Source organism: Methanocalculus taiwanensis, from assembly GCF_024372745.1.
GTDB lineage: Archaea > Halobacteriota > Methanomicrobia > Methanomicrobiales > Methanocorpusculaceae > Methanocalculus > Methanocalculus taiwanensis.
This window is the reverse complement of record NZ_VOTZ01000013.1, coordinates 30,143-56,498: the sequence shown is the minus strand read 5'-3', so window position 1 is coordinate 56,498 and position 26,356 is coordinate 30,143. Positions and strand designations below refer to the sequence as shown.

The 26,356-nt window shown below is 50.8% G+C and carries 32 protein-coding genes; 11 read left to right on the top strand and 21 right to left on the bottom strand.

Annotated elements, in window-relative coordinates; translation table 11 throughout:
- Window positions 1-12: 12 nt before the first annotated feature.
- Window positions 13-372, bottom strand: a complete 360-nt coding sequence (locus FTO68_RS07260; RefSeq protein ID WP_255332719.1) for a winged helix-turn-helix transcriptional regulator — start codon at window positions 370-372, stop codon at window positions 13-15.
- Window positions 373-459: 87 nt separating this feature from the next.
- Here FTO68_RS07260 and hcp point away from each other — a divergent pair, with 87 nt between their 5' ends.
- Window positions 460-2,076: a hydroxylamine reductase gene (gene hcp / locus FTO68_RS07255; protein WP_255332718.1), complete on the top strand. Its 1,617-nt coding sequence runs from the start codon at window positions 460-462 to the stop codon at window positions 2,074-2,076.
- Window positions 2,077-2,199: 123 nt separating this feature from the next.
- Complete coding sequence (locus tag FTO68_RS07250) at window positions 2,200-2,436, top strand: hypothetical protein (RefSeq protein ID WP_255332717.1); 237 nt, start codon at window positions 2,200-2,202, stop codon at window positions 2,434-2,436.
- 11 nt (window positions 2,437-2,447) lie between these two features.
- Here the strand turns inward: FTO68_RS07250 and larE are convergent, their stop codons facing one another.
- The gene (larE, locus tag FTO68_RS07245) at window positions 2,448-3,230 is read right to left on the bottom strand and encodes an ATP-dependent sacrificial sulfur transferase LarE (RefSeq protein WP_255332716.1); all 783 of its coding nucleotides are present in this window, start codon (window positions 3,228-3,230) and stop codon (window positions 2,448-2,450) included.
- Window positions 3,231-3,307: 77 nt separating this feature from the next.
- Between larE and FTO68_RS07240 the strand changes: the two genes are divergently transcribed.
- Window positions 3,308-3,586, top strand: a complete 279-nt coding sequence (locus FTO68_RS07240) for a ubiquitin-like small modifier protein 1 (protein WP_255332715.1) — start codon at window positions 3,308-3,310, stop codon at window positions 3,584-3,586.
- 3 nt (window positions 3,587-3,589) lie between these two features.
- Window positions 3,590-3,994: a molybdenum cofactor biosynthesis protein MoaE gene (locus FTO68_RS07235; protein ID WP_255332714.1), complete on the top strand. Its 405-nt coding sequence runs from the start codon at window positions 3,590-3,592 to the stop codon at window positions 3,992-3,994.
- Window positions 3,995-4,010: 16 nt separating this feature from the next.
- On the opposite strand, the gene FTO68_RS07230 is transcribed toward FTO68_RS07235, so the two are convergent.
- Window positions 4,011-4,211: a hypothetical protein gene (locus FTO68_RS07230; RefSeq protein ID WP_255332713.1), complete on the bottom strand. Its 201-nt coding sequence runs from the start codon at window positions 4,209-4,211 to the stop codon at window positions 4,011-4,013.
- A 151-nt stretch (window positions 4,212-4,362) separates the two neighbouring features.
- On the opposite strand from FTO68_RS07230, the gene FTO68_RS07225 reads away from it, so the two are divergent.
- Complete coding sequence (locus FTO68_RS07225; protein WP_255332712.1) at window positions 4,363-4,758, top strand: hypothetical protein; 396 nt, start codon at window positions 4,363-4,365, stop codon at window positions 4,756-4,758.
- A gap of 45 nt (window positions 4,759-4,803) precedes the next feature.
- Here the strand turns inward: FTO68_RS07225 and msrA are convergent, their stop codons facing one another.
- The 3 genes from msrA to FTO68_RS07210 are packed head-to-tail and all read right to left on the bottom strand — an operon-like array spanning window position 4,804 to window position 6,066.
- Complete coding sequence (msrA, locus tag FTO68_RS07220; protein WP_255332711.1) at window positions 4,804-5,289, bottom strand: peptide-methionine (S)-S-oxide reductase MsrA; 486 nt, start codon at window positions 5,287-5,289, stop codon at window positions 4,804-4,806.
- Window position 5,290: 1 nt separating this feature from the next.
- Complete coding sequence (locus tag FTO68_RS07215) at window positions 5,291-5,788, bottom strand: ferredoxin-thioredoxin reductase catalytic domain-containing protein (protein WP_255332710.1); 498 nt, start codon at window positions 5,786-5,788, stop codon at window positions 5,291-5,293.
- Window positions 5,785-6,066: a glutaredoxin family protein gene (locus FTO68_RS07210; RefSeq protein ID WP_255332709.1), complete on the bottom strand. Its 282-nt coding sequence runs from the start codon at window positions 6,064-6,066 to the stop codon at window positions 5,785-5,787. The genes FTO68_RS07215 and FTO68_RS07210 overlap by 4 nt, the downstream gene beginning before the upstream one ends.
- A gap of 54 nt (window positions 6,067-6,120) precedes the next feature.
- Between FTO68_RS07210 and FTO68_RS07205 the strand changes: the two genes are divergently transcribed.
- The 3 genes from FTO68_RS07205 (at window position 6,121) to FTO68_RS07195 (ending at window position 8,354) form a co-directional block, all read left to right on the top strand.
- Window positions 6,121-6,741, top strand: coding sequence for a flagellin (locus tag FTO68_RS07205; protein ID WP_255332708.1), 621 nt, complete (start codon window positions 6,121-6,123; stop codon window positions 6,739-6,741).
- 62 nt (window positions 6,742-6,803) lie between these two features.
- Window positions 6,804-7,808 carry a PAS domain-containing protein gene (locus FTO68_RS07200; RefSeq protein WP_255332707.1) on the top strand — a complete coding sequence of 335 codons (1,005 nt, stop codon included), beginning with the start codon at window positions 6,804-6,806 and terminating at the stop codon, window positions 7,806-7,808.
- A gap of 3 nt (window positions 7,809-7,811) precedes the next feature.
- Window positions 7,812-8,354: a DUF7504 family protein gene (locus tag FTO68_RS07195; RefSeq protein ID WP_255332706.1), complete on the top strand. Its 543-nt coding sequence runs from the start codon at window positions 7,812-7,814 to the stop codon at window positions 8,352-8,354.
- Window positions 8,355-8,371: 17 nt separating this feature from the next.
- Here FTO68_RS07195 and FTO68_RS07190 read toward each other — a convergent pair whose 3' ends face one another.
- Window positions 8,372-9,586 (bottom strand): phosphoglycerate kinase, encoded by a 1,215-nt coding sequence (locus tag FTO68_RS07190; protein ID WP_255332705.1) that lies wholly within the window; start codon window positions 9,584-9,586, stop codon window positions 8,372-8,374.
- An 81-nt stretch (window positions 9,587-9,667) separates the two neighbouring features.
- Between FTO68_RS07190 and FTO68_RS07185 the strand changes: the two genes are divergently transcribed.
- The gene (locus tag FTO68_RS07185) at window positions 9,668-10,378 is read left to right on the top strand and encodes a class I SAM-dependent methyltransferase (RefSeq protein WP_255332704.1); all 711 of its coding nucleotides are present in this window, start codon (window positions 9,668-9,670) and stop codon (window positions 10,376-10,378) included.
- Here the strand turns inward: FTO68_RS07185 and FTO68_RS07180 are convergent, their stop codons facing one another.
- The 13 genes from FTO68_RS07180 to FTO68_RS07120 form a co-directional block, all read right to left on the bottom strand.
- A complete protein-coding gene (locus tag FTO68_RS07180; protein ID WP_255332703.1) occupies window positions 10,379-11,008 on the bottom strand; it encodes a V-type ATP synthase subunit D in 630 nt (209 codons plus the stop codon).
- Between the two features lie 6 nt (window positions 11,009-11,014).
- Window positions 11,015-12,391 carry an ATP synthase subunit B gene (locus tag FTO68_RS07175; RefSeq protein WP_255332702.1) on the bottom strand — a complete coding sequence of 459 codons (1,377 nt, stop codon included), beginning with the start codon at window positions 12,389-12,391 and terminating at the stop codon, window positions 11,015-11,017.
- Window positions 12,388-14,136 (bottom strand): ATP synthase subunit A, encoded by a 1,749-nt coding sequence (locus FTO68_RS07170; RefSeq protein ID WP_255332701.1) that lies wholly within the window; start codon window positions 14,134-14,136, stop codon window positions 12,388-12,390. Before FTO68_RS07170 ends, FTO68_RS07175 begins: the two co-directional genes overlap by 4 nt.
- Window positions 14,127-14,429, bottom strand: a complete 303-nt coding sequence (locus FTO68_RS07165) for a V-type ATP synthase subunit F (RefSeq protein ID WP_255332733.1) — start codon at window positions 14,427-14,429, stop codon at window positions 14,127-14,129. Before FTO68_RS07165 ends, FTO68_RS07170 begins: the two co-directional genes overlap by 10 nt.
- Window positions 14,429-15,487, bottom strand: a complete 1,059-nt coding sequence (locus tag FTO68_RS07160; protein WP_255332700.1) for a V-type ATP synthase subunit C — start codon at window positions 15,485-15,487, stop codon at window positions 14,429-14,431. The genes FTO68_RS07165 and FTO68_RS07160 overlap by 1 nt, the downstream gene beginning before the upstream one ends.
- Before the next feature lie 13 nt (window positions 15,488-15,500).
- On the bottom strand, window positions 15,501-16,079 hold the full coding sequence (locus FTO68_RS07155; protein ID WP_255332699.1) for a V-type ATP synthase subunit E family protein: 579 nt from the start codon (window positions 16,077-16,079) through the stop codon (window positions 15,501-15,503).
- A 12-nt stretch (window positions 16,080-16,091) separates the two neighbouring features.
- The gene (locus FTO68_RS07150) at window positions 16,092-16,349 is read right to left on the bottom strand and encodes an ATP synthase subunit C-like protein (RefSeq protein WP_255332698.1); all 258 of its coding nucleotides are present in this window, start codon (window positions 16,347-16,349) and stop codon (window positions 16,092-16,094) included.
- Window position 16,350: 1 nt separating this feature from the next.
- Window positions 16,351-18,327, bottom strand: a complete 1,977-nt coding sequence (locus FTO68_RS07145) for a V-type ATP synthase subunit I (RefSeq protein ID WP_255332697.1) — start codon at window positions 18,325-18,327, stop codon at window positions 16,351-16,353.
- The gene (locus tag FTO68_RS07140) at window positions 18,314-18,643 is read right to left on the bottom strand and encodes an ATPase (protein ID WP_255332696.1); all 330 of its coding nucleotides are present in this window, start codon (window positions 18,641-18,643) and stop codon (window positions 18,314-18,316) included. The genes FTO68_RS07145 and FTO68_RS07140 overlap by 14 nt, the downstream gene beginning before the upstream one ends.
- A 46-nt stretch (window positions 18,644-18,689) precedes the next feature.
- Window positions 18,690-19,169, bottom strand: a complete 480-nt coding sequence (locus tag FTO68_RS07135; protein ID WP_255332695.1) for an alpha/beta hydrolase — start codon at window positions 19,167-19,169, stop codon at window positions 18,690-18,692.
- Window positions 19,166-19,318, bottom strand: coding sequence for a hydrogenase maturation nickel metallochaperone HypA (locus tag FTO68_RS07130; RefSeq protein ID WP_255332694.1), 153 nt, complete (start codon window positions 19,316-19,318; stop codon window positions 19,166-19,168). The genes FTO68_RS07135 and FTO68_RS07130 overlap by 4 nt, the downstream gene beginning before the upstream one ends.
- A gap of 61 nt (window positions 19,319-19,379) precedes the next feature.
- Window positions 19,380-21,314, bottom strand: a complete 1,935-nt coding sequence (locus FTO68_RS07125; protein ID WP_255332693.1) for a type II secretion system F family protein — start codon at window positions 21,312-21,314, stop codon at window positions 19,380-19,382.
- A 5-nt stretch (window positions 21,315-21,319) separates the two neighbouring features.
- A complete protein-coding gene (locus tag FTO68_RS07120) occupies window positions 21,320-23,668 on the bottom strand; it encodes a type II/IV secretion system ATPase subunit (RefSeq protein WP_368659887.1) in 2,349 nt (782 codons plus the stop codon).
- Window positions 23,669-23,791: 123 nt separating this feature from the next.
- Here FTO68_RS07120 and FTO68_RS07115 point away from each other — a divergent pair, with 123 nt between their 5' ends.
- Both FTO68_RS07115 and FTO68_RS07110 read left to right on the top strand, forming a co-directional pair.
- Window positions 23,792-24,622 carry an RAD55 family ATPase gene (locus tag FTO68_RS07115; RefSeq protein WP_255332692.1) on the top strand — a complete coding sequence of 277 codons (831 nt, stop codon included), beginning with the start codon at window positions 23,792-23,794 and terminating at the stop codon, window positions 24,620-24,622.
- On the top strand, window positions 24,623-25,567 hold the full coding sequence (locus FTO68_RS07110; RefSeq protein ID WP_368659886.1) for a KaiC domain-containing protein: 945 nt from the start codon (window positions 24,623-24,625) through the stop codon (window positions 25,565-25,567).
- Here the strand turns inward: FTO68_RS07110 and FTO68_RS07105 are convergent.
- Window positions 25,564-26,355: a 4Fe-4S binding protein gene (locus tag FTO68_RS07105; RefSeq protein WP_255332691.1), complete on the bottom strand. Its 792-nt coding sequence runs from the start codon at window positions 26,353-26,355 to the stop codon at window positions 25,564-25,566. The genes FTO68_RS07110 and FTO68_RS07105 overlap by 4 nt on opposite strands.
- Window position 26,356 lies beyond the last annotated feature (1 nt).

Genomic DNA, 26,356 nt, shown 5'->3' with positions numbered 1-26,356 from the left:
GGTTTTTCCCTCTTATAAGATGCAATCCTTACAATCCTGCTCGCCGCAGGGAAGGTTATCTATCTTCCATTTGAGTGCCCAGCGCTTAATATCTCTGATCAGGCCAACCAGATCAAGACCGCTTTCGGTCAGGGTGTATTCTGATCTGACCGGGAAGGTTGTTGCATCCACGTTCCGGGTGATGATTCCTTCATCCTCTAGCTCCTTCAGCCGCTCTGACAGGACTTTCGGAGTAATTCCATCCAGAGAAGCCCTGAGCTCAGAGAAACGCCGGGTATACTCATCACCTTTGTATAACTCCAGGATGATCAGGAGCGTCCATTTCTTGGAGATGTACCGCACCGTCTGGTTAACCGTGCACCCTTCGTGCATGGTATAGTATTTGATACTCCCTTCTATTTATACTATAGTATGCAATAGATATTTTGTATCAAAAAGATATTTTTAAGGAGAATGAATATGTTCTGCAACCAGTGTGAAGAGACCGTTAAAGGAACCGGATGTACCGTAAAGGGAGTCTGTGGAAAAGAGGATGAGATAGCAGTCTACCACGATCTCCTTATATACCTCTGCAAAGGGATATCAGTCAGAAACCTCGAGGCAATGAAAAGCGGGAAAGCCGATCCCAAAGTGGGGTTATTCCTCGCTGATGCCCTCTTTGCCACGCTGACCAATGTCAACTTCGATAAGGCAAGGTTCATCGATCTGATCAATCAGGCAATTACGATGCGGGATGCCCTCCCTCCCACAGGAACTGATGAGCCTGATGCCTGCACCTGGAAGCCGGCATCGGAAAATGATCTCATCATGAAGGGGAAGGCAGTCGGACTCCTTGCAACAGAGAACGAAGATGTGCGATCGCTCCAGTCAACCCTCATATATGGGATGAAAGGAATAGCCGCATACTATACACACGCAGAAATCCTTGGGCGGACCGATCCCGCAATCGAGGCGTTCCTCCAGAAAGGGCTTGCATCAACGCTTCAGGATCTCTCTGTTGATGAGATGGTGGGACTCGTCCTTGAGTGCGGAGAGTATGGCGTCAAAGTGCTTGCACTCCTTGACGCAGCAAACACAGGTGCTTATGGAAAGCCGGAGATTAAAAGCGTAAAGACAACCGTCGGATCACGTCCCGGCATCCTGATCACCGGCCACGATCTCAAAGATCTAGAGATGCTCCTTGAACAGTCACAGGATGCCGGTGTGGATATCTACACCCACGGCGAGATGCTCCCCGCCCATGCCTATCCCGCATTCAAAAAGTATACACACCTCTATGCAAACTACGGGGGTTCATGGCCACACCAGAAAGAGGAGTTTGAGAGCTTCAACGGACCCGTCCTTGTCACCACAAACTGCATCGTTCCTCCGAAGGATTCATACAAAGAGAGGATCTTTACGACCGGCCTCACCGGCTATCCCGGTGTTGCGCATATCAGGACAAGAGACGATGGAACGAAGGACTTCTCCTCACTCATTGAGATGGCAAAAAGCTCTAAGCCACCAGAGCTTCTCAGGGAGAACAGCCCGGATCTGATCACCGGATGCGCACATGATGCAGTCCTTGCCATTGCCGGGACTGTGATCGATGCAGTGAAGAATGGCGATATCAAAAAATTCATCGTGATGGCTGGCTGTGATGGCAGGCGCAAAAGCCGGGAGTACTATACACAATTTGCAGAGGCGCTCCCAAAAGATACTGTTATCCTTACCGCAGGTTGTGCCAAGTACCGCTACAACAGCCTCGGACTCGGGACCATCGGGGGCATCCCACGGGTACTTGACGCAGGGCAGTGCAATGACTGCTACTCGCTTGTCGTGATCGCCCAGGCGCTTGCAGAGGCATTCGGAGTTGGGATCAATGATCTTCCGATCGCCTATAACATCTCCTGGTACGAACAGAAGGCGGTACTCGTCCTCCTCGCACTCCTCTCACTCGGGATAAAGGATATCACGCTTGGACCAACACTCCCGGCATTCATCTCACCCGCAGTACTGGATGTACTGGTAAAGAACTTTGATCTGAAATCAAATACGACGGTAGAAGATGATATGGCACGGATGCTCAAGGCATAATTGTTTGAGGCATATCCCCTCACTTTTTCAATAATGAATGCCAGGGATATCAATGGAGGAGAAGTGGCATGAAGGGCGACGGGAGAATGCCTTCTCCCAGAAATTCCACCAGGAGACCAGCCGATGCAGTTTAAGTGTCCGGGAGCAGCAAACCTCAGGAACCCTACGCTCGAAATACGCATCTGCCCGCAGTGCGGAGAGGAGATTGAGATCTTCTCGGATGAGATGAAAGCAGCATGCGAGAGATGCGGATTTGTCATCTTCAATGATATCGTCTCCTGTGTCCGCTGGTGCAGGTATGCAAAAGAATGTGTCGGGGAAGAGATCTATCAGAAGCTCATGTCAGGAGATGAGCGATGAAGAGAGGATTATCAAACCTGTTCGTCCATGCTCCCGCTCCGAAATCCCACAAGATCAAGGGTTGCATAGGTAAGACCAAGCGATTTAACTGCTGACACCACCTCATCCCGGCTCGCAAGTGCCAGCCCAAACTCCTCCGGAGGCACTTCGATTCTGGCAATATCACCATGGATTCTGAAGCGGAACCGGGAGAATCCTAAACCCCTCAGGATCTCTTCTCCCTTCTCGATGATGTGCAGTGTCTCACACGTGATCGGCTCACCATAGGGGATCCGGGTTGCAAGACAGGCATCTGAAGGCTTGTCCCGGAAAGAGTACCCGCATTCACGAGCCATCTCCCGGACATCCTGTTTGCCAATTCCAGCCTCGATAAAGGGGTGGATGATCCCCTCCTCATCACTTACAGCAAGTCCGGGCCGAAATTCCCCGAGATCAGAGGTGTTTGCGCCATCAATTATCAGGGCACCGTCCCCGATCTCCTTCAGGATACGGGATTGCGCACGCTTGCAGAATGCACAGCGATCGAAAGGGTTCAGAGAGAACTCGCTATCATCAAGGATCGCAAACGGCACCACCTCGCAGTCGATTCCAAGCTCTTCTGCGATCCTCAGAGCCTCATCCACAGCCCGCCGTGGCATGAGGGGTGAATCGAGGAGGATATATCGGGCCCTCGCATCCGGGCACCGGGATACGATTGCAGCAAGGAGTGAGCTGTCAACCCCGCCGGAATAGGCAACGATCACGGGGCTTCGATCCCGCAGTATCCTACCGACTCGTTCAAACCGATCATCCATCCCTTCACATCCCTCCCCGTCTCAGAAGTACATGCATATAAGGCATCAGAGGAGAATAAGTATATGGAGAGATCCGGATGATTATCACAATCAAGGCATTTGCACGTTTCAGGGAGATACTCGGATCAGAGACGGCAGAGGAGGTTCCTGAGGGAATAACACTCGCAGGACTGCTAGAACAGATTGCAGACAGAAACCCGAAGATAAAAACTGCACTATATGAAGATGACAGCACCCTGCGCCGATATGTTATCCTGATGCAGAACAAAAAACGGGTGAACAAGGAAGACGTACAGACGATCGTACTATCTGAGGGAGACGAGATCGCGATCTACCCGCCGGTTGCCGGAGGATAAATAATGGTTATTTCAATTACCCAGGAAGATTTTGATGTCAATGCAATGATCCAGTCGAGAAAGGCCCCGGAGGTTGGGGGACTGGTCTCATTTGTGGGCATTGTCAGGGATGATGGTATTACGAAGATTGAGCTGGAAGCATTCGAGGAGGCTGCACTCGAAGAGCTCAATCTGATCAAAGACGAAGCGTTTGAGAAGTATCCACTCATGTCTGTCGATATTATTCACAGGATCGGGATGCTCAATGTTGGGGATAACCTGCTCCTCATCCTGGTCGCCGCCGGGCACAGGAAAGAAGCCTTTGACGGCTGTGAGTATATCCTTGAGAGGATCAAAGAAACAGTCCAGATCTGGAAGAAAGAATTTACCGAAGATGGGGAGCGGTGGGTGCCGGGAGAGCACCATTAACCATCCCTACTCCCCTTCACCAGAGCGTCCCATCCGCCATCTCTGCATACTCGCATTCCTCGCAGATCCGCCCCCGGGCATCCCACTCACGATCAGTATAGGGGCCAAGAGAACCCCTCCCGCAGTAATCACAGGTGCGATAGCGGCGGGGGGAGGGATCACCCACATCCCCTTGTTCAGATCCGAATACCGAGCAGAGCCAATTAAACAGTCCCATCGAAATCGACCACCTTTTTCTCACGAGTAAGCAATACTCACCCCACAGGGGGAACTGCCCACTTCCTGACAATGATCCTACCAGATATTAATCACATCGGCTCGCACCAACGAACACAACCCTCACTACCCATCCAAACAATAAACATTTCATGCACCCGCACCTCCGCCTCCTCATCTACGGCATCCTCACCTGGCTCATTCCCTTCGTCTTATCACTCTTCCTGTATGGGCCGGACGGCACGCTCACCATCGGGGTATTCGCCTTCAAAAGCCTGATGATCATCTCAGGTGCCGCAAGCGGCGCCCTCCTTATATTCCTTTACCTAAGATCCCTCCCTGCCGGCACAAACTGGCTTACTGCCGGGATCATAGTCGGCATCAGCTGGCTTCTGATCAACTGGGCACTCGATCTCATGGTGATGGTAGCCCTCTTCGGAATGGGTGGCTGGGAATGGTTCATCGAGATCGGCTCCCGGTACCTGGTCATCCCGGCAATGGCAATCCTTGCCGGGGCAGCAGCTGAGATTGGTGCAGAGAAGAGATAAGGAGGAGAGGAAAGGAGGAGAGGAATTGAAAGGAGTAACAGCCTGCTAGAACCCAATCCCACAGGAATGACCGTGCTTCCTGAAGTACTGCTGGTGGTACTCCTCGGCAGGCCAGAAATCAGAGGCAGGCAGAATTTCCGTCACAATCGGCCTGGCAAACCTTCCTGATCGGTCCATCCGCTCCAAAGAGGCATGTGCCTTCTCCTCCTGCTCTCTGGAATGGGTGAAGATGGCAGAACGGTACTGGCTCCCGACATCCGGTCCCTGTCGATCCTTTGTCGTCGGATCATGCAAAGACCAGAACCGGATTAAAAGGTGATCGAATGAGACAAGAGAGGGATCATAGGTCACTTCGACCGCCTCTGCATGCCCGGTTCTGCCGGTACAGACCTCCTCGTAGGTTGGATTCGAAACTGTGCCGCCCGTATACCCGACACGGGTCGAGATGACACCGGCAACATTAGCAAAGGCTGCCTCCACCCCCCAGAAGCAGCCGGCGGCAAACGTTGCTTTTTCATATTCGGACATCATTTCAGGCAAACCGTTCAAAACGCTCTTGTGATACTTTGCAGATAGGGCAGGTCTCGGGAGGTTTCTCCCGTGCACAGAGATATCCGCAGACCCGGCAGCGCCATATCGGGAGGGAGAAGCCACCCGCAAGCCCCGCCGATCCCGCCTTCTTCCGCTCACTCCGCGGGGGGCGGCGTTCCGGTATCGGCTTCAGCTCTTCGCGGCCGCTTTTCACTGCTTCTGTAACATAGAGCGAGCAGTAGCAGGCACCAAAATCATCGAGATCGGGATCACGGAAATCACAGGGGCAGATGATATCGAGATCCTCCTCCTTCTTCCCAAAGGAGAGGCGGCAGGGGCAGGCGGGGTAGCCGTACCTTCTGGTATTCACAATCAGCCCCCTGACAAGTGCCCGCACCGCATCACGATCGGGGCTCAGGTGATACCCATGGCTCTCAGCATCTTTTATGAGCTCCTGTTCAAGCGCATCAATCTCCTGGGCTGTCGGATCGTAGGTCATCGGGAAAATACCCTCCTGATCTCTTCTTCCTTATACCCGACAATAGCATCTTTCCCATTGATCACAAGCGTCGGGAATGATCCGGCCGGGTTGAACCGCTCCACCTCACGAATCACCTCCTCAATCTCTTCAGGCGAGAGGAGATCCGCATACACGTACCGGAACTTCACTTTCAGGCTCTGTAGCAGTTCTTTGGTCATCGCACACCAGCGGCAGGTTGAAAGGGCATACAGCACCAGATCGCCCCGGTCTTCTCCCTCAACTACAGTATATTCCATAGATATCCAGACAGTTGCCATAAGGCTTAAGAATATCGGAATAGACATGAGCTTATGAAGAAGAGGCAACGGGATGATGCGATCACCGTACTCTCAGTAATCCTGCTCATCCTTGCAGGGGTTGCAGGGGCGATACTTGTTTTCCATCTCCTCACCCCCCATCACACCAGCACTCCTCACGGACTCGTCGCGATGGCTGTCCGAGAATCGGGGGACTCGGTTCGTTTGACCGGAGATCTGGTCGGCTACTCCTCTGTTCCACGCACCGTATCGGGTTTTTATATCAGGCCATCGAAGACTGACGAAAAAGCAATAGGAGCCATACAGCTATCGATCTCACCGATCATCGGAGATATGGCAATCGACATGGATCTGACCCGGATAAGCGTTATCGAGAAAAATAAAGAGACAGCACTCACCCTGAAGAAGGCATCCCCCCTCAATCCCGGAGACTGGGCAATCATCTCCCGGTATGGCTATCTCCCGTTTGGATCGGCTAATGATGACGATATCCTCCATGCAGGCGAGACATTCGATCTTCTCATCACCCTGCCAGAACCACTCCATCCTGAGGAGAGCTTCAGTCTTGTGATTGCACCAGCAGGAGGCGTCCCTCTCCATATAACAAAGGCAGTGCCTGTGCGGGTGACTGCAGTCACCACTATTTCCAACTGACGGACAATCCAAAGGGTTTATCAGATGTAAATCCGATGCATACTCATAGCGGAGGGATCAGAGTGACCGATACGAACAAGCCCGCATTATCAGAATATGAGATTCTGAAACGCACATTCGATGCAATAGAAGATCCGATCTTCTACATGGCACCGGACAACACCATCCTCCATGCCAATATGGCATCAGCAACACTTCTCAACATACCGCTTGAAGAGATCATCGGAAAGCGGTGTTATCAGCTCGTCCACCATACACCAGCAAATATCCGGGGATGCCCCTTCATTCTGGCAAAGAAGACAAAGAAGCGTGAGAGTTATACCATTAATCTTGGCGAGCACTGGTACCAGGTTTCAGTCGATCCTATCATAGGCGATAATGAGGAGTTCATAGGCGCTGTACACATTCTTAGAAACATCGATTCGATAAAAAAGATTCACGAATTGAGGGCCATTCTTGGAGCAATCATAGAGACAACACCTGACCCAATCATCGGCGAGACACCTGATGGACATGTAATCTCATGGAATAAGGGTGCTGAGGAGACACTCGGATATACTGCTGAGGAGATGATCGGAGAGAGTATCCAGCGTATTATTCCAGAAGAGCTCAGGCAACAGCATCTGGAGACGCTTAAAAAAATCCAGAGAGGGGAACGGGTCGATCAGATCGAAACACGCCGCATCAAAAAAGAGGGGGGAGAGATCGAACTCTCACTTTCACTCTCCCCAATCCTTGATGAACGCGGAATTACAACAGGTATCGCCGTCATTATGCGTGACCTGACCGAGATCAGAAAGGCTGAACGGGCACTCCTTGCCTACATCACTGAAGCTGCACTCCGTTTGAAAAACCCAATCGAAATCATTGCCCATTCGCTTGAAGAGATCACCGATCTTCACATGTCTGGTGATATCGATGATGAGGAACTCAATACAAGCATCATGATCCAGGTGCGCCATGCCGAGAAGGTTATAGAAAATATCAGGGAACTTCAGCAGTCGATAGTGCTGAACCTTGATGAGATCCCGCAATCTTATCGGAAATTCCTGATGGATGAGGAGTAGCGGATGGATGTAATAGAAGCTGAGGAGTCAGGAATATACCTCTATATCTCTGATCCGGCACGGTTGAAACAGACCAATCTGGAGATTGTCACCAGCCTGACAAGGAAAGAATATGCCTGTATCATCGTCACCACAAACATCCCCTCATCACTCCTGACAAAACTCTACACAAAGAACAACATCCCAATGGATCGTATCCATTTCATCGATGCAATTACAAAATACTCGCTTGGCAAAGTGCCAGGCGATCAACCGAACACCACGTTCACCTCAAATCCTGGAAACCTCACTGAGCTGAGTATTGCCATCTCCGAAGCCCTGAAGAGGAGAAACGGAGATACAGCACTTATCTTTGATTCGATCAGCACCCTTTTGATCTATCTGTCCTCACCAAATATCTCAAAATTCATTCATTTTATCACAAACAAGATCCGGCTCCTTGATATCAGGGCAGTCTATTTAAGCGCTGAGAAGGGGCTTGATCCACTTCTCCTCACACAGATCAGTTCAATTGTCGACGAAGTGGTCGAACAGCATGAAAAATGAGAGGGAAAGGGGAGCTCTTAACCAAAGAGCTCCCATGATGCCTCCAGTGCCCGGACTGCAGGCAGTTTCTTACCGGTAAGAAACTCAATGCAGGCTCCTCCCCCGGTGGAGAGATGCGAGTACGATGATTCAAGCCCCATCTTCTCGATCACCGCAGCAGTATGCCCTCCGCCGACAACCGAGAAGTCAACCGTTGATGCGGCGCGTATAAGCTCATAGGTGCCGATAGCAAAATCCGGATCCTCAAAGACACCTGCCGGTCCATTGAAGACTATAGTCCCCTGTGATTTTATCAATTGGACCATGGACTGGATCGAAACGCTTCCGAGATCAAGGATCGGGGCATCCTCTGGTATTCCATCTACCGGATACTCAACCCGCTGTCCATCCTCCCGCACCGCAACAGACACAGGCATCACCACCTGGTCACCATATGATGATAGGATCTGCTTAGCCTTCTCGATCTCGCCAAGGTACCCAAGGCTCTCTATCAGCTGGCGTGATGGATTTCCGATCTCAATTTCAGATGCAGCAAGGAAGATATTGCCGACAACCCCTATTGCCAGGATCTGATCTGCAATACCGTTTGAAAGTACATGCTCTGCAACCGCAATCGAGTCATCCACTTTTGTACCGCCCAGAATAAAGATGATCGGGTGGGGAGCACCCGAGAAGACCTTTGAGAGCATTGAGACCTCACGTTCCATCAGGAGTCCGGCAACTGACTTCATCGCCATCGGGAGTCCTACCATCGACGGTTGAGACCGGTGCGCGGTGCCGAAGGCATCATTGACAAAGAGATCGCCCATCTCCGAAAGCATGCGGACGAGATGCGTCTTCTTTGCATCTTCAGGCTGCATCGTGAGGTTCTCCTCTGCATTAAAGCGGAGATTTTCGAGCATAATCACCTCACCATTCCTGAGTGAAGAGACGGCCTCACGGGCAGATCTCCCAATAATATCATCAATATAGGTAACCGGCCTCTTGATCAGCCTCTCGAGTTTATCAGCATGGGATTTGAGTGTCGTAAAATCCTTCTTGCCCGGACGGCTCTGATGTGTGAGAACAACCACTTTTGCGTCTTCAAGAGCCAGAATCGTCGGGATATGCTCACGGAACCGCTTATCATCAAGAATCGTCTCCGATGAAGGATCCATAGGGGAGTTGAAGTCCACCCTGACAAAAACCGTCTTTCCCTTCGTCTCAACATCCTTCAAGGTACCAAATGCCATAGGAAAACCGCCACTACTCCTGATATATCATAGGTAGAACTGGACAATATTCATTTCTAACCATATCCAAGAGTATCAGTCATGGAACTTTTATTCAGATTCTTTGAAGACCTCAGAATGCTTGGTCCGGGAGACAACCAGATAACAAAAGAGATCATCCAATCCCTTCCCCTTTCATATGATCCGGCAATCCTCGACATAGGATCAGGAAAAGGCCGGCAGACACGAATACTGGCAGAGACCTGCCAAAATAGCCGGATCATCCCAACCGACGTTTATATTCCATACCTGCAATCAATCCGGGATATACCAGGGGCATCCCCAACCTGCGCTGCAATGGAGAGCCTTCCCTTCACAAAGGAGACATTTGACCTCATCTGGTCTGAGGGTGCCATCTACATCATGGGATTCTCACCCGCCATCTCCGCCTGGAAGCCCCTTCTCAAAAGGGATGGATATCTCGCCATATCAGAGATATGCTGGCATAAAGCCAATCCTCCGGATAATCTTAGGAAGTTCTGGGAGGAAGAGGCCCCGGGGATTGCTTCAGAAGAAGATCGAATCAGGGATGCAGAGAAAGCAGGATATACCGTAATCATCTCCAGGCGGCTTCCGATGAAAGCATGGGAAGACTATTACAGGCCGGTTACCACAAGAATCAGGGAGTGGAGAGAGAGGTACAATGACGCGGAAATCAATCTGTTTCTGGAGAGCATGGAGAAGGAGGTTGAGATATTCAGGAAATATAGCTCATACTACGGCTATACATTCTTTATTCTAAAAAAGGGTTGATCAGGCCTCTGTCCGGGCCTTGATCTTTTTTAAGCGGAAGAGTTCTTCACGCTCCATCTCATCAAGACGCATCTTGATGAAATCGCGTGCCTCGGTGAGTTCAGGGATCACTTTAAACTCAAGCGCGTTTACACGCCGTTTGGTGCTCTCGATCTCATCCAGCAGCCGCTTCATCGTCGTCTCGATCTCTGCACTATGGATGATCGACTCGAGGAGATCCTCGAAGGCATCTGCCGCCTCATCGATGACTGAGGAGGTGCCGATTAAACCATAGCCACGCTCGGTGGGGCTCTTTCGTACACTAGAGGATTTGATCTCAGGTACGACAACACCCATGATGTTCTTGCTCTTCAGCTCAATCTGGGGGACATCCCCGACAGAGAAGGCAGCCGCCTTGACACCGATGGCGCCTTCGACTGTATCTGCGATAGCGATCATCTCCTGCGCCCGCTCATACTTCCGGGCGAGTTCGTCACGGGTATCCTTGGCCTGTTCAAGGATCTTGAAGAACTCAAGGATGAGCCCGTCCCGCTTCATCTTCAGGAGCTTGTAGCCGCGCTCAGACAGCTTGATCCGCCGTTTCAGGGCGATCAGTTCTGATCTGGTCGGCTTAACGTCGCGGAGCGCCATGGCAGGTTACTCCTTCCGGTACTTGGGATGGTACTTCCTGATCAGATCACGGTCAATCCTGACGAGCTGCTCTTCGGGCAGTGTTGCCAGAAGTGACCAGCCGACATCGAGGGTCTCTGCAATCGACCGGTCTTCATTGATTCCCTGGCGGACAAACTGGTTCTCGAAGTAATCCGCTACTTCAAGGAAGAGCCGATCACGTTCAGAAAGCGCATCCTTTCCGACGATAGCAACAAGCCCACGGAGATCGTTTCCTTCTGCATAGCCTGCATACAGCTGATCCGAAACTTTCTTGTGATCATCGCGGGTAAGCCCCTCCCCGATACCAAGGTTCATCAGACGCGATAGCGACGGAAGGACGTTGATTGGTGGATAGATACCTTTCCTGTGAAGTTCACGGGAGACCACAATCTGCCCTTCGGTGATGTAGCCGGTCAGGTCAGGAATCGGGTGAGTGATATCGTCACCCGGCATTGTCAGGATCGGAATCTGGGTAACCGAACCCTTGACTCCCTTGATGATACCTGCACGCTCGTAGATGCATGCAAGATCGGTATACATGTAACCAGGATATCCACGACGGCCAGGAACCTCTTCACGGGCTGCACCGATCTGACGGAGCGCCTCGCAGTAGTTAGTCATGTCTGTTAAGATAACAAGCACATGGTACCCAAGCTCATAGGCAAGGTACTCGGCGGTTGTCAGTGCAAGACGGGGCGTGATGATACGCTCGACCGCAGGATCGTCTGCAAGGTTTAAGAAGACGACCGCACGCTCAAGTGCACCGGTCCGCTCGAAGTCCTCCATAAAGTGGTTGGCTTCCTCTTTGGTGATACCCATCGCAGCAAAGACTACCGCAAACGACTCAGTCGATCCCGGAACCTTTGCCTGACGTGCAATCTGCAGCGCGATATCATTGTGCGGAAGACCGGATCCTGAGAAGATCGGGAGTTTCTGACCACGGACAAGGGTGTTTGTCCCGTCGATTGTGGAGATACCGGTCTGGATGAAATCCTTTGGATTGCCACGTGCATACGGATTGATCGCAGCACCGGTGATGTCCAGCCGCTTCTCAGGTACGATCTCCGGACCGCCATCGATCGGCTTTCCGCCTCCTGAGAGAATACGACCGAGCATCTCCTTTCCAACAGGCATCTTGATTGCTTCGCCAAGGAACCTGATCCCTGAATCCCTGCCGATACCAGCCGTCGTTTCAAAGACCTGCACCACAACGAGATCATCGCTTGTATCAAGGACCTGACCACGCTTCACTGTTCCATCGGAGAGCACGATATTGACCAGTTCCTGGTACCCGACCGGCTCGGTCTTCTCGACGAAGACGAGCGGGCCTGCGATCTTTGTAACTGTCTTATATTCCTTCATGCTCCTGCCCTCAGTGTTGTGAACTCAGATTCCATACCTTTCAAAATCTGGTCAAGCATTGGCTTGTAGTCGCGGACGAACTTGATCTGCGGGAGATCGGACTTTGCCTTCACACTAATGATCTGTGCGGGAGCAACACCTGCTGCCTGGGCAGCATATGCCGAATCAGCATAGACCTTGATCGCCTTCATAATATCGAACTGCTTGGTCATGTCACAGTACGTATCGACATCATCATAGGCGTTCTGCTGAAGGAAGATTTCACGAAGCATACGTGCGACTTCGATTGTAATCTGTTCGGATTCAGGCAGTGCATCAGATCCGACGAGCTGAACGATCTCCTGAAGCTCGGACTCCTTCTGAAGAACTTCCATCGCCCATGAACGGAGCTTGTTCCATTCGGGGGAGACATGTTCATTATAGTAGTCCTGGAGCTGGTCAAGGTACAGCGAGTATGAATTCAGCCAGTTGATAGCCGGGAAGTGACGCCGCTGTGAAAGCTTGGCATCAAGCGCCCAGAAGACCTTCACAATACGGAGGGTGTTCTGGGTAACCGGCTCTGAAAAGTCACCACCTGGCGGGGAAACCGCACCGATGACAGAGACCGAACCTTGTGAACCGGATAGCGCATCGACAAGACCTGCACGCTCATAGAACTCGGAGAGCCGTGCTGCAAGGTACGCGGGGTATCCTTCTTCACCAGGCATCTCTTCAAGACGGCTTGAGATCTCACGCATCGCTTCTGCCCAGCGGGAGGTCGAGTCTGCCATCAGGGATACGTCATAGCCCATATCACGGAAGTACTCCGCGATGGTGATCCCGGTATAGACAGATGCTTCACGGGCAGCAACAGGCATGTTCGAGGTATTTGCGATTAAAACCGTCCGCTCCATCAGGGGCTTTCCGGTCTTTGGATCGTCAAGATGCGGGAACTCGGTCAGCACCTCAGTCATTTCGTTGCCGCGCTCGCCACAGCCGATGTAGACGACAATCTCTGCATCAGACCATTTTGCAAGCTGCTGCTGGGTAACCGTCTTTCCTGATCCGAATGGCCCTGGAATAGCTGCCGTTCCACCTTTTGCAATCGGGAAGAGACCGTCAAGAATACGCTGTCCAGTGTTTAATGGAATCTTCGGGTTCTTCTTCTCTTTTACAGGGCGTGGCACACGAACCGGCCACTTCTGCATCATCGGGTACGAGGAACCATCATCAAGGACGATCACCGTCTCGTCGACGGCAAATGACCCGGATTTTATCTCCTTCACAATACCGCCTTTTACATTCGGCGGGATCATGACCCGGTGCATCTTGTTCGTTTCCTGTACCTCACCGATGATCTGGCCGGGTTCAACATGGTCACCAGCTTTTACAACAGGCTTAAAATCCCACTTCTTTGAGCGGTCAAGGCCTGGTGCAGTGACACCACGTTCGATGAAGTTCCCCATCTTCTCGACGAGCACCTCAAGAGGCCGCTGTATACCATCGTAGATACTGGTGAGGAGACCGGGGCCAAGCTCAACTGCGAGTGAGAGTCCCGTGTTTGTGACCGGCTCACCCGGTTTGATGCCGGAGGTGTCTTCATATACCTGGATGATGACATTATCACCATCGATCTTGATCACCTCACCCATCAGCTCCTCATCACCAACCTTGACCACATCATACATGTGTGCGTCAAGGTTTACCGCGGTGACCACTGGTCCCGCGATCCTTTTGAGAATTCCTGATTTCTTCTTTACTTCCACAGATCAACACCCACTGATCGCTTAATCCGCTCTCTCAGGGAGAGGCCGCCCGTCTCACCGCCAATGGAGATAACGGTCGGTTTCACCGAGTTCTCAAGGGCTATCTGAAGCCTTCTTGGAACCTGTTCCATATCAGTGCTCTGGAGGACGAGAATGCCGACATTGGGATCTTCCAATGTCCGGCCAATCACCTCCGTTAATTTCTCCGGAGTCTCTGCTGCGTAGGTCTTCTGAAGCCCTGCGAGCCTGAAACCCAGAATAAACTCTTCTCTTCCGATAACTGCGATCTCCATCATATCACCAGATAGTTTTCGATCCGCTCAGCCGGAAGATTTGCCTGTTTACCACGTGCAAGCGCCCTGAGATTGGTCACTTCATATTTCTTCTTCTCAAGGTAGACGAGGATCGGGTAGATCGAGAAAGGATTCCTCTTCGAGAGCCGATCCATATAGTCCAGCTGTGCTCTGGTCAGGGAGTTCTCCACTTCATGAATGGGTTTCTCTTCACGAAGTCCTTCCAGTGCATCGACGAGTGCCGGGCTCTTTACTTTCTTCCTCAGTGTATCGACAAGCTCATCTATTGTTTCGATCTGAGAGATGCGTTTGAGTTCATCAACTGAGAACGAAGCACCGGGTATCCAGACATCAGATGTCTCTTCAGCAGAGATTGCCTGGCCCCTGAGCCGGAAGATCGTCTTAATGTTCCTGATATCGATATCAAGCTGGATCGACTTAAGGAACTGGTTTCCTCCTTTCAGACCACTTGTGGCTTCATCGATTAGATCGGCATAGAACTGGCGATAGAGCTCATTCTCAAGCCTTCCAAACGATCCCGATTCAACGGCAGCCGAGTACTCTCGTTCAATGACCGAGTAGAGGGGGAGGTTCTTGAGCATCTCAACTGAACGCTCTGCCGACTCTTCTGCAATCATCCGGTCCAGAAACAGAACATCAAGTGAACCCGCTGGAACAACGACCTCCTTGATCTTTCCAGCAGACATCCCCTGTTTTTTACCCCGGATGATGGTGAGGACATTCTGGATATCCCACCTCCGAAGGTACGATTTTGTGAACTGTTTGAGAATGCCGGGGGTGATCGCAAGGATAGCCTGGAACTCCTTTGCCAGGTTCCATGAGAGCGCCTCTTCAACGAGATCGATACCATCAAATGACGATGCAAGCTCATCAATCTCTTTTTTGTACTCCATCTCCTCAATGAGACGGGTGATCTGGGGAAGGCTCATATTCAGCATCCGGAGATATTCCTCTCTCGGAAGCAGCTTGGATTTGCGCACACGCATTCGCGTGCAGACATAGACATAGGGTGCCGGACCTCCAATCACCACAGACATCAGCACATACCTCCTATCCAAAGAGAATATCCGAGCCGTCTTTTAGCCCGGATTCCCAGACTTCATCCAGGAAGGTCTGATAACTGAGATCCACGGTTAATTGTCCGTCTGCACTCTGAACAATGATCCCACCTCTAATCGGGGTGGAGCCACCATATGAGTATCCGCTCAGAGTCTTCAGTTCTGAGAGGGCTGATTCCACTGCCTGCTGATCTCTGCTGTTACAGAAGACGACACCATCTTTGATCTCCTTTGCCACCTTCTTCAGGAGCTCCCGGATGACCTTCTCATGGAAGGCGGCAGGAAGTTCCGATATGGCTTTTTCTGTCGCATTGAAAACCTCTTCAAGAAGCTCTTTCTGCGCATTGAGGGTTTCACGTTTGACAAGGAGTTTTGCGGCCGAGACCTCCTGGGCCTCCATCTGCTGAACCTGACGTTCAACCTCTGCCTCTGCCTCCTGTTTGATCGATGATGCACGCTCCTCTGCTGCCGCTAGGATCCGTCGGGCCTCTTCATTGGCCTCATTACGTATAGCAGTGGCTTCCTTCTGCCCTATCTCCCTGATCTCTTCGACGACAACTTCTAGTCCCATTGTAGACTCCATTTAGAATAGAATCAACAGCGAGACAACAAGTCCGAAGATAACAATCGTTTCCGGAATGACTGTAAGCAGGAGTGCTAAACCAAAGATATCCTTATTTTCTGCGGTTGCACCAACAGCAGCAGAACCAATACCCATCTCGGCAACACCGGCACCAATACCGGTAAGCCCGACAGCAAGCCCTGCACCGAGTGCCTTTAATCCCATTTGCGATTCAGCTACCATTTCAATTGTTAATTCTGCAACTCCAAAATCTACCATTTTAATCCTCCGTTAAATGACGTTTCTTTCCAAATGGATTATATTTCTCTCCACCACCCTTGTAAAATTTGGTGAAGAACTCAACATACTGCAACCTTAATGATTGCAGACCCCCTCCAAGAAGACCAAGTGCCGTATTCAGCAGGTGTCCGATGAGGAGAACTAAGATTCCAACGATTATGAGAACTATTCCAATTGCCGTCAGTTCCTTTAACTGTGGCTCGATCAGCATCTCGATAGCAATGAAGTTAACGACCATTGCAATTGCAACTGATGAGAGGCCCACAGCTGCCAGACGCGTATATGAAAGCGAATGGCTGATGACTGACGGAAGTTCTATCAATTCGAGAGGCGACTCGATTCCGATTCCAATTGCACCTGCCACGATGAGAACCGCACCTATAAGTCCGGCAATATTTAATCCCATAACTATTGGAGGAAGCATTGTCAGATCCGGCATCAATGGTATCGCCGCAATCGACCAGATGAGAAGAAGTGCACCCCACATAAAGGCAATCCAGCTTACCTGGCCCATAACATGAAGCATATTCCGATGCCGTGCATGGTTAACAATTCCCATAATCCTTCCAACGGTCATCTGGATAATACCAAGCCATACCGCAAATACCAGCAGAACTGCAATATCTCCCTGGTGATGTGCATGTGATCCAATCAGAAGATGCCTGCTTATGATCGGGTGCCATAGCTCGATATCCAGGGCACCCGGATGAGCTCCGAATATCTCGGCATAGAAAATACCAAAGATGATGGCTGAGATGCTTGCGTTTCTGAGTACTGCGAGCAGCTGCTGAACAGCCTCACCTTTGAGCACTCTCTGAAGGGCAAGAGCCAGAATAAGCAGAACAGCACCATACCCGATGTCTCCGAGGATAATTCCGAAGAATAACGGGAAGATGAAGGCTATCATCAGTGTTGGGTCAAGCTCATCATACCGGGGTCGTGAATAGATATCCACGATCGACTGCATTGGCTTTGCAAAATTAGGGTTATCATACTCAACAGGCGGCTGATGTTCGTGATGCCCATCTTTCTCCTCGAATTCCATGACGAGGATTTTGTCACCTGTTGCCTGAGCAAGCCCTGATTTAAGATTCTCGACCTCAGATACAGGAACCCACCCATCTGCGATAAAGATGAGCTCGGTTGTTGCAAACCGAAGTGGTGCCTCAGCCTGTTCGACATCGGCTGTAAGCACCTCATCGCAGGCAGCAAGAAAATCACCATGCTTTTCTTTCACACTTGCGATTTTTACATCGATATCCTCAATTTTTGCAGTCAGCTGAGAGATCTCAGACTGATAGGTATCGATTGCCTTTCGGACTGACCCTTGTCCCTGTGGAATCGGGATCGGCTGGAACTCTGCTTCAGCCAGAGCTTTTTCAAGTGCAGCACGGTCTTCATTTTTAAAGAAGATGACCATGGTGCTCTCACCCTTGCCTGATGCAAAGAACTTCTCGTGTGGGACCGGGATCTCGATATCACGGGGTGCTTTTCCCGCAATCACCGATACCGTTTCATACCCCTGGTAGAGTCCCAGTTCTAGGGGTATGCCGGAGAAGGGCGATAACTCAGCTATTTGCTGTTCATTCACCCTTATTTGTGCTTCTGCTGCTGATCGCTGTGCCGTGAGATTGCTGACCTCATCTTCGATAGCCGGGAGGTCACGCTCAATAATCTCTTTGATCGATTGCGCAGAACGCTTTCTGGTGTCAAAATAATCATCGGGAGAAAGTCCAAAGATGCTCTCCATTGACCTGATCTTGATCAGATCTGTCGAGAGTTCTGTTGCACCTTCCATCGGTTGCCCGATCCGAAAGCCCTCATATCCCTCTTTCCCCTGATCGGTATAATCGGTGATATGGAATACGTGGTGACGGTAAAGTTCGGTTACAGCTGACGGCATCTGCTCTTTCGATCCAACGATGAGCAGACGCGTCATCGTCTTAGGCTGTAACATGAACTCTCTCCTTGAACCGCTCAACCAGCAGCGAAACGGCTTCATTCATCCGTTTTCGGCCCTTCTCTTTGAGGATAGATGCCTGATGCTTTCCTTCCTCGATAATTTGGGCGCGTTTCTTCGCTGCGTCACTTCGTGCATCCGCCAGACGCTTCTTAGTGTACTCATCGGCAACAGCTGTTGCCTTGGCAACCTGGTTCTCGGCTTCAAACCTGGCATTTGCGATAATCTGCTCGCGCTCAAGTTTTGCCTTCTCAACCTGCTGACGATATTCTTCTTCGGTCTTTTTGATGCTCTTCAGAACCTCAGTTTTCATCCAACCCTCCTCTCACGGCAACAGAATAATTGGTTTACCGTATCTCTTATAATTGTTGTTCTGTTTCGGGAGGAATGTATGGAAGATATTCCCATTTTACTGCATCTGGAAGGTTCTTAATAAGAATAGACCCGTTTTCACCGGATATTTCAAGTCCTGCCAGTTCTGCGGATGAACAGATGAGATGCTGCTTTGGATGCGTTCCCCGCATAATTTCACATGAAAGAAGGATTTTGCTGCCCGCAGATACAACATACCGAAGCCTGCCGGATCCCGGATGCCCCCGTGGCAATACCAGAAGCGGTTGATTATATTTCCGTACCAGATCAAGAAGATAACATGCCGGAATCAGCTCACCACCTTCCGGTGCTGAGACAGCGATGATATCATCAGGATATATCCCCTGCACATATTCGGAATCAACAGTCTCAATCATGAGAGGGAACTTCCTGCCGGCACGGGCACAAATAAGAAAAGAAGATTGTCCCCTGATGAGGACAAGACGGTCATCGGGAGTGAGGATCATGCCGGTGTGACATCTTCGGACTGGCACGAAGGACACATCGGACGTTTTCCGACGGTTTTAAACTTCTCTCCGCATGTATTACAGATATAACTCTTACCCTGCACTCCCTCTTCAATCTCTATATCTGCCGGACCACCTACGCTGCACATCTCTCAATCACCTGATGTTCATTGAACGCAGTCTCACTTAAAGTTTATCGCATCTGGCTTGTCAGATCAAGGCGAAGATCACAAATGCCACAAATACCATAATGCAGGCATGTTTCACACCGGCAGCTAACGACGACTCACCCATCAGACCAGCGATGAGTCCTGAACAGATCGCCTGGATGATGACCGCGTGGTAGAAGAGGCGGCCGTAGGTTAGAGCAGATATGCCTCCAACGCTTGAGAAAGCCCCGGCGCCGCTCATGGATGCAGCGGATGCATCAGTCATCTCGATGACAGGGAGGAACTGTGTTCCAATCACAAGAACCACAAAGATGAAGACGAAGAATGCAAGGTAGACGACGGCGGTGTAGAGGAACATCTCCCCCTGCCGCTCCCTTTTGAGTGTCTCGCTCATATCAGCATCACTTGCTGCGATGGTGAGCACCTGGCCGATCTCACCGCTCATTGCACTTGCTCTGGTGATCAGCGTCACTGTACGCGAAATTGATGGTGTCGAGAGTCGCTCTTCAAAACGGACAAGAGCATCCTCGACATTTGATCCCCATTCGAGATCGCGCTTGATCTTTTTGATCTCATAACTCAGAAGACCAAGATTGGTTCTGACCAGGATGGAGAGGGCCTTTGCAATGGTTAGACCTACTTCATTGATCCCGGCAAGCCTCTGGAGGAAATCCGGGAGCGATGCCTCGATATCACCAATTCTACGGCTCCATATCAGCTGTGCTATCGCATAAGGGACAAAGAAGATCAGGAATGTGGCGATAATGTAGTCGTCAAGGACAGTAAGGTAAAACTCATAATCGCCATAATCGGGGATCTGGAAATACCAATAAACAAGATAGATGATACCAACCGGAACCGAGAAATAGAAGGTTCGGTGTGGGAGGATCAGGAAGTAATGGAGCGGATCGGAGATGAACTCACGGATATTTGTCCACCGATCATATCTTTTCAATGCAGCGATTAGCCCCTTCTCTGCAGTTTCTTCAGCCTCCTTGATCAGAACATCCGGAAACTCGTGCAGCTCCTGGATAAAGGTGTACCGTTCCACGCTCTCGGGCTGGGATGAGATCATATCGATGAAGACGACAAATATCGCTGTTCCGATTGGAATTAACGCGTAGATGACAATATTCAGCTGCATAAGGGCACCCGGCCCCATCATTCCCATCACCACCATCACAATGATCAAAAACAGGGGGCCAGCCACAAAGAGGGTGACATACCCCTCTGCAACCAGAGAGAGAGTATTTAAGAACTGTTTCTGCTCAAATTTTGCCTCATCCTGGTACAGGCTCACTTTCGCCTTTAAAAAGCCGGAGAGATCGCCGCCGCTCTCAATGATGGAGAGGAGATCCTGAATGAAGTCCTTCATCTTGGCAGATGGAGTTGTCATCTGGAGTTCGCGGAGGGCAGAGACGATATCATGGGCAAAGAGATCACAGTCCCTGACAACCTGCCGAAACTCCAGCGCCACCTCACCATAGACATGCGAGTTCTCTGAGAGCGAGCGGAAGATCTCGATCAGTTCAGCCCCACCCCTCCGCATCGCATACATATACGCAACCGCGTTATGGAGGGTCAGGTTGATCCTGGTTGCACGGGAAGACTTCATCAAGCCGGGGAAAGCCAGGACGATACGATAGGTGATATAGGCGAAGATGATGAAGACAATGGCTGCAATAAACGCCCTGAAGAGGAGGTCTTCAAGCGGAAGTTCAGCCAGAAACGGTATCGAGATCCTGTTCTGCCTGGTGAATTCATATGCAGCCTGGGGGATGACTATCGGCTTGAAGATACCGGCGATAAAGAAGAATAAAAAACCTATTGCAGTTCCAATCCCAATACCGAAGACGAAAGCGTAATAGTAGAGCCGCTCGACGGTGATACCAAGGCGTGCTGATATGATGTCGTTCCGGAGGTGCTGGAAACGCATCGGATCCCGCCTTGAGAGACGCCGAAACCGTTCATACATCGGGATCATGAGAGTACCTGGCTGAGATCATCGATATGCTCAAATATAACATCAGGGGTGATTGCAAATATCGAGAAGATCTCGGATACGGATTTGAAATCCCTGATATCCTGTTCATGGAGTGCGAGGATCACCTGGCGGCGTTTTCCGACCTCAGCCTGGAGTTCTTCCCTGCTCCATCCGCGGTTTGCGGCGATAGCAGAGTATACATGTGATCTGCCTGAGTACCTCATCTCATCTGAGATCGGATCATATTCAAAGACATTATTCACGAGAATGTTCCCGGAATTCGGCTCGATACCGGTAATCTCAACGACCTCCTGGCAACGCCTGACCCGCTCGGAACCACGGAATATCATACTCTGGAACGATATGATATTTAGCGCCTGAAGCATATTACGGGGCACGTTTAAGGGTTCACTCTCAAGACGGTGGATGGTTGCATCCACACCTCCTGCATGCATCGTCGAGTAAGTGGTATGACCTGTATTCATCGCCTGGAAGAGGGTCTGCGCCTCCGGGCCCCTCACTTCTCCGACAATAATATACTCGGGCCTCTGCCGCATACCTGCCTTGAGGAGGTCAAACATACTGATGCTCCGGCTCCCTTCTGCTGTGAGGGATTCACGGGTGACGCTTGCTATCCAGTTCTCCCGGTACAGCATGATCTCACGGGTATCCTCAATAGAGACGACTTTTGCAAGCGGCGGTATGAAAAGGGACATCGCATTCAAAGATGAAGTCTTCCCGGATGCCGTGCCCCCGATAAAAATCAGGCTCTTGTTGTTCTCGATTGCAAGCCAGAAGTAGACAAGCTGGTCAACATTGAATGTCCCCTTCTCCATCAGTTCGATAGGGGTGAATGGCTCGGGGCGGAACTTCCTGATCGTAAAGGATGAACCCCTGCTCGTCACCTCTGTTCCAAGAGTAAGCTGGAGACGGGAGCCATCCGGGAGGGTGGCATCAAGGATCGGGTTTCCGATCGAGATATGTTTGCCTGATCGCTGTGCAAGTGATATTGCCAGCGAGTTTAACTGCTGTTCAGGAAACTGGATATTTGTCCTGATATTCCGATGCTGTCGATGGTAGAGGAAAAGAGGGATTCCATGGCCATCACACGAGATATCCTCTATCTCGAGGTCTTTCATCAATGGATCGATTCGCGACCACCCGAGGAAATTCCGTTTCAGATAGTACCTCAGCTTATACATCGTCTCCGGGGCAAGGTTGAGCCCGTACTGGCTGATGAGCGCTTCTGCCTTTCTGAAGAGAAGCAGCTCCGGTTTCTCCCGGATCTCCGAATCCGTGAGGATGAGAATGTCGCGGAGATCTTCATAGAGCCGTTCAAGGAGTTCATATTCAAAACGGGTCAGTACGGGTTCAAACAGGTGGTACTCTTTCAGCCGGGTCACCCGATTATAGGTGATCAGGACAAGCGAGAATCCTTTTTCAATCCAGTAACTATCAACCTCCTCTTCATTCTCGGCAAGACTGGGGGAGACAAGCGGATCTGCGGTTTCGAAATTATATTCAGGCACTACCAGATCTGCTTCCTTTTTTCGGAAAACGGATAGTAATGACCGGCGTTCGGGAACCTGATCCTTAGGTGGGGCAGCAGAAACGGGATCTTTCGTTTCAAACGGCAATACCGATTGTTCATGGGATGAAACGGCCTCCACAGGATAGGCAGATGTATCCGGCACGCGTTTATCATCTAAATCCGATATTGAGGGGACAGGACGATCAAGCGTGTCATCATCAGGCTTCGTGAGATCAATTCCAAAATCAGCAACAGGCGATTCGCTTTCATCAGCCAGTAATCGCTCCTCGGTGGGCGATATTTCTGCTTCATCCTGCAATGGAGTTTCCAGGCTCTCTTCACGGACAACAGACACAGATTCAGGATCGGCAGTATCGTCTTCACCTCCTCCAAAGGAGGGAGGAATTCCATCTGAAGGCAGCATCTCCTGATCCGACATATCCAATGGCTCTTTATACGAAGACTTATCCCCGTCTTCGCCAGTACCCGCCGCTATATATTCAGCCTCATCTGCCGGCCCCGTCATCGGGGAGTTCCAGAAACCGGGAGACATACGCGCATCTGTATTTGGAACAGCCGAATCCAGCGGTTCTTCTTCAGCGGTACCAGGAAGCGTCTTATGCCACGAATCTGAGACAGGGGCATTATCCCAGGGGTTGGTTACAGCGACGGATCTCTCCGAATCTTTTTTTCTCTTAAAAAATGAAAGAAAGCCCGAAGATTTCTTCTTTTCTTTCTTTTGTGATCCGAAGTGATCACTGTCCGGAGCAAAAAGATCCCGGCCTTCCTGCTGCTTTTCTTCTTTGTCCTCCATAGAAAACCCCAACGAGCAGAATTGATCGAATGAGCGTTATTGGTTACCTCACACGGAGAAGAGATATACCTTATGCACGAGAGGATACGACATAATCTTATTCTTATAATGGAGAGATGATGTATGGCTGATCAGACCAGAGGCAGGATGCCTACAGGGATCAACTCACTTGACCCGGTATTAAACGGAGGGGTCGTACCGGGATCCCTCATCCTGCTGCTCTCCGATATCGGTGCAGGCAGTGCCGAGTTTGCATACACCTCACTCATTACATTAACCAGGATGGGAAAGGATGCAGGTGCAGGAAGAATGATTCCGGAAGATATCCGGTACATCAGCATTACCAGGACAAAAGAAGATGTAACCCAGGAGATAAACCGATCCTTCAAGAGTGATCTGACTGCCGGGATTGCAGACCGTGTCACTTTTCTGGATCTCTCAAGCGGATACTTCGACAGAAGTGTCGTCCCTGCTAACTGGTATGATGGAGAGGGGGGCATCGTCGCCCGGATGCAGCGGAAGAAACCCGAGCATGACAGTATCCTGGCCGATCTCATTGGCGTGCTTGAGGAAGGAAAGCATGAGAGCCTCATTATCATCGACTCTCTCACCGATATCGCGGGACTTCATTTTAGCCCTGATAAATGGAACAGCCTGGTTGCATTCCTCAGGGGTCTTCAGCGGATTGCAAAGACCTGGAACTCGACAATATACCTTCACCTCACAAAAGGGATCCTCGATTCATCGCGTGAACTTGAGATCTGTGACTGTGCAGATGCAGTTGTCCACTTCAAATGGGAGGAGGGATCCGGACAACGGAGGCAGAGGATCATGTATTTCATGAAGTTCCGCGGAGTGATGCCGTACCTTGAGGAGCGCGATCTGGTGAAGTTCGCGGTTCGGATCAGTGCATCAGCCGGGTTTGATGTTGAGAATATTCGGATGGTGATTTAGATGGAGGATGACTTCTCGGCACTTATTGACGACGATAATAAAAAGCCGCCAATGAGGAAGATACCTCCAATTCAGGCAGGTAAGCCACCAGCACGAATGGGAAGCATAATCCAGCAGGCAGAACCTTTAGAGTCTGAATGGGAAAGTCCTGCTGAGGAGGAGTGGGAGCCGCTACGGAATGAGATGACAGAGATGCCCAAACCGCCAGAACATGAGAGAGCAGCTGAAGTGAAGAGATCCAGTACAAGGACCGAGCAGCGGATCAAGCTCGGTATCGAAGGACTTGACGAGATGCTCGGCGGCGGACTTGTGCAAAACTCTGTCACCGGTATCATTGGGACATATGGTACCGGAAAGACGACATTTGCGATCAATTTCATCTTTGAAGGGTTGAAGCAGGGGGAGGTCTGCATTCTGATCAGCCTGGATGAACGGGCAGAGATGCTGATGGAGAGTATCAGGCGGAGGGGCTATGAACTTGATAAGTACCTTGACAAAACCTTCTTTTTAATCAAGCTCGATCCAACAGATTTCACTCTTGCCGTCAACAGCATCAAGAATGATATCCCCACCCTTATACAGGAAACAAACGCATCAAGGGTCGTTATCGATCCGATCTCTCTATTTGAAGGGCTGCTTCCCGATGAGGCAAGCAGGAGGCTTGAGATGTTCAAATTCGTCGAACGAATGAGGGATGAGAATTGCACGCTTGTGATGACAAGTGAGACCGACACCCAGATCCCTTATGCAAGCAAATACGGGCTGGTCGAGTACCTCGTCGACTGCGTCATCCTGCTTCGCTATGTACGTGCGAGCGATCTCTCTGGCACCCACCTTGCCGTTGAGGTGGTCAAGATGCGGAGATCCCAGCACTCCCGGGAGATCAAGCCATATGAGATCCAGCCTGATGATGTGGTCGTCTATTCAGAGGCGAGCGTCTTCTAGAGAGCACCATGGGATCTGATGTGATCCCATGCCTTTTTGAGCGGGCTATCAGCCGCATCCTCCCTGTATATTCCAATATCATCCCGCCCATAGAAAGCGCGATCAGATCCGATCGGACAGACCTTGATACAGACACCGCACGGTGAGATCGCTTTTTTATCCAGAATGGCACTGTATTTGGCACACGCGGTTTTATTGGTCAGACCCTCAGGGTAGCCTTCTTTCCTGACTGCTTTGACGGGGCACCGCTCCACACATTCCATGCACCGTGTGCAGAGATCATCAGTCCGGATGGGATCAGGCTCAATATCAGCAGTTGTGAAGATCGAGCCAAACCGCACCCTTGGTCCGTATTCGGGGGTGAGGAGCATATTATTGAGGCCGAATGTCCCAAGTCCTGCAAGGTATGCAGCATGACGGTGCGAGAAGAAGGCGATCGGGTTTTTTACCAGTGCCTCGACACCGCCATACCCGTCCCGCGGGATGGGAACCGACGGATACCCGGACTGGTTCAGCCGTACTGCAATCCGGTAGGTGTATTGATCGAGGAGCGTGTTCACTGTCCTGTACATCTCCCTATACTGGATCGAGGGGGATGATTCAAGCGAGGGGAGCGGTACTGGAAGGCCTATGACAATGACCGACCGTGTTCCGGGAGCAATCGAGCCGGGACGATACGCTTCTGGGATCCACGTTTCAAAGAGCGGTTCATTCCAGGCATCTACATCAGCTATGCCAAGGAGCGGTATCTCATGGCTGTCACACCATGCACGAAGAGCGGATTTCATA

Excerpts from the sequence above, each read along its gene's own strand:
- FTO68_RS07215 (WP_255332710.1), bottom strand. The coding sequence starts at position 5,788 with ATGACCTACGATCCGACAGCCCAGGAGATTGATGCGCTTGAACAGGAG.
- FTO68_RS07230 (WP_255332713.1), bottom strand. The coding sequence starts at position 4,211 with ATGGGACTGTTTAATTGGCTCTGCTCGGTATTCGGATCTGAACAAGGG.
- FTO68_RS07125 (WP_255332693.1), bottom strand. The coding sequence starts at position 21,314 with ATGTATGAACGGTTTCGGCGTCTCTCAAGGCGGGATCCGATGCGTTTC.
- hcp (WP_255332718.1), top strand. The coding sequence starts at position 460 with ATGTTCTGCAACCAGTGTGAAGAGACCGTTAAAGGAACCGGATGTACC.
- FTO68_RS07190 (WP_255332705.1), bottom strand. The coding sequence starts at position 9,586 with ATGGCATTTGGTACCTTGAAGGATGTTGAGACGAAGGGAAAGACGGTT.
- FTO68_RS07210 (WP_255332709.1), bottom strand. The coding sequence starts at position 6,066 with ATGGAATATACTGTAGTTGAGGGAGAAGACCGGGGCGATCTGGTGCTG.
- FTO68_RS07120 (WP_368659887.1), bottom strand. The coding sequence starts at position 23,668 with ATGGAGGACAAAGAAGAAAAGCAGCAGGAAGGCCGGGATCTTTTTGCT.
- FTO68_RS07225 (WP_255332712.1), top strand. The coding sequence starts at position 4,363 with ATGCACCCGCACCTCCGCCTCCTCATCTACGGCATCCTCACCTGGCTC.
- FTO68_RS07130 (WP_255332694.1), bottom strand. The coding sequence starts at position 19,318 with ATGTGCAGCGTAGGTGGTCCGGCAGATATAGAGATTGAAGAGGGAGTG.
- FTO68_RS07110 (WP_368659886.1), top strand. The coding sequence starts at position 24,623 with ATGGAGGATGACTTCTCGGCACTTATTGACGACGATAATAAAAAGCCG.
- FTO68_RS07185 (WP_255332704.1), top strand. The coding sequence starts at position 9,668 with ATGGAACTTTTATTCAGATTCTTTGAAGACCTCAGAATGCTTGGTCCG.
- FTO68_RS07240 (WP_255332715.1), top strand. The coding sequence starts at position 3,308 with ATGATTATCACAATCAAGGCATTTGCACGTTTCAGGGAGATACTCGGA.
- FTO68_RS07175 (WP_255332702.1), bottom strand. The coding sequence starts at position 12,391 with ATGAAGGAATATAAGACAGTTACAAAGATCGCAGGCCCGCTCGTCTTC.
- FTO68_RS07165 (WP_255332733.1), bottom strand. The coding sequence starts at position 14,429 with ATGGAGATCGCAGTTATCGGAAGAGAAGAGTTTATTCTGGGTTTCAGG.
- FTO68_RS07155 (WP_255332699.1), bottom strand. The coding sequence starts at position 16,079 with ATGGGACTAGAAGTTGTCGTCGAAGAGATCAGGGAGATAGGGCAGAAG.
- FTO68_RS07150 (WP_255332698.1), bottom strand. The coding sequence starts at position 16,349 with ATGGTAGATTTTGGAGTTGCAGAATTAACAATTGAAATGGTAGCTGAA.
- FTO68_RS07205 (WP_255332708.1), top strand. The coding sequence starts at position 6,121 with ATGAAGAAGAGGCAACGGGATGATGCGATCACCGTACTCTCAGTAATC.
- FTO68_RS07140 (WP_255332696.1), bottom strand. The coding sequence starts at position 18,643 with ATGAAAACTGAGGTTCTGAAGAGCATCAAAAAGACCGAAGAAGAATAT.
- larE (WP_255332716.1), bottom strand. The coding sequence starts at position 3,230 with ATGGATGATCGGTTTGAACGAGTCGGTAGGATACTGCGGGATCGAAGC.
- FTO68_RS07260 (WP_255332719.1), bottom strand. The coding sequence starts at position 372 with ATGCACGAAGGGTGCACGGTTAACCAGACGGTGCGGTACATCTCCAAG.
- FTO68_RS07160 (WP_255332700.1), bottom strand. The coding sequence starts at position 15,487 with ATGTCTGTGGTGATTGGAGGTCCGGCACCCTATGTCTATGTCTGCACG.
- FTO68_RS07235 (WP_255332714.1), top strand. The coding sequence starts at position 3,590 with ATGGTTATTTCAATTACCCAGGAAGATTTTGATGTCAATGCAATGATC.
- FTO68_RS07250 (WP_255332717.1), top strand. The coding sequence starts at position 2,200 with ATGCAGTTTAAGTGTCCGGGAGCAGCAAACCTCAGGAACCCTACGCTC.
- FTO68_RS07105 (WP_255332691.1), bottom strand. The coding sequence starts at position 26,355 with ATGAAATCCGCTCTTCGTGCATGGTGTGACAGCCATGAGATACCGCTC.
- msrA (WP_255332711.1), bottom strand. The coding sequence starts at position 5,289 with ATGATGTCCGAATATGAAAAAGCAACGTTTGCCGCCGGCTGCTTCTGG.
- FTO68_RS07115 (WP_255332692.1), top strand. The coding sequence starts at position 23,792 with ATGGCTGATCAGACCAGAGGCAGGATGCCTACAGGGATCAACTCACTT.
- FTO68_RS07195 (WP_255332706.1), top strand. The coding sequence starts at position 7,812 with ATGGATGTAATAGAAGCTGAGGAGTCAGGAATATACCTCTATATCTCT.
- FTO68_RS07145 (WP_255332697.1), bottom strand. The coding sequence starts at position 18,327 with ATGTTACAGCCTAAGACGATGACGCGTCTGCTCATCGTTGGATCGAAA.
- FTO68_RS07180 (WP_255332703.1), bottom strand. The coding sequence starts at position 11,008 with ATGGCGCTCCGCGACGTTAAGCCGACCAGATCAGAACTGATCGCCCTG.
- FTO68_RS07135 (WP_255332695.1), bottom strand. The coding sequence starts at position 19,169 with ATGATCCTCACTCCCGATGACCGTCTTGTCCTCATCAGGGGACAATCT.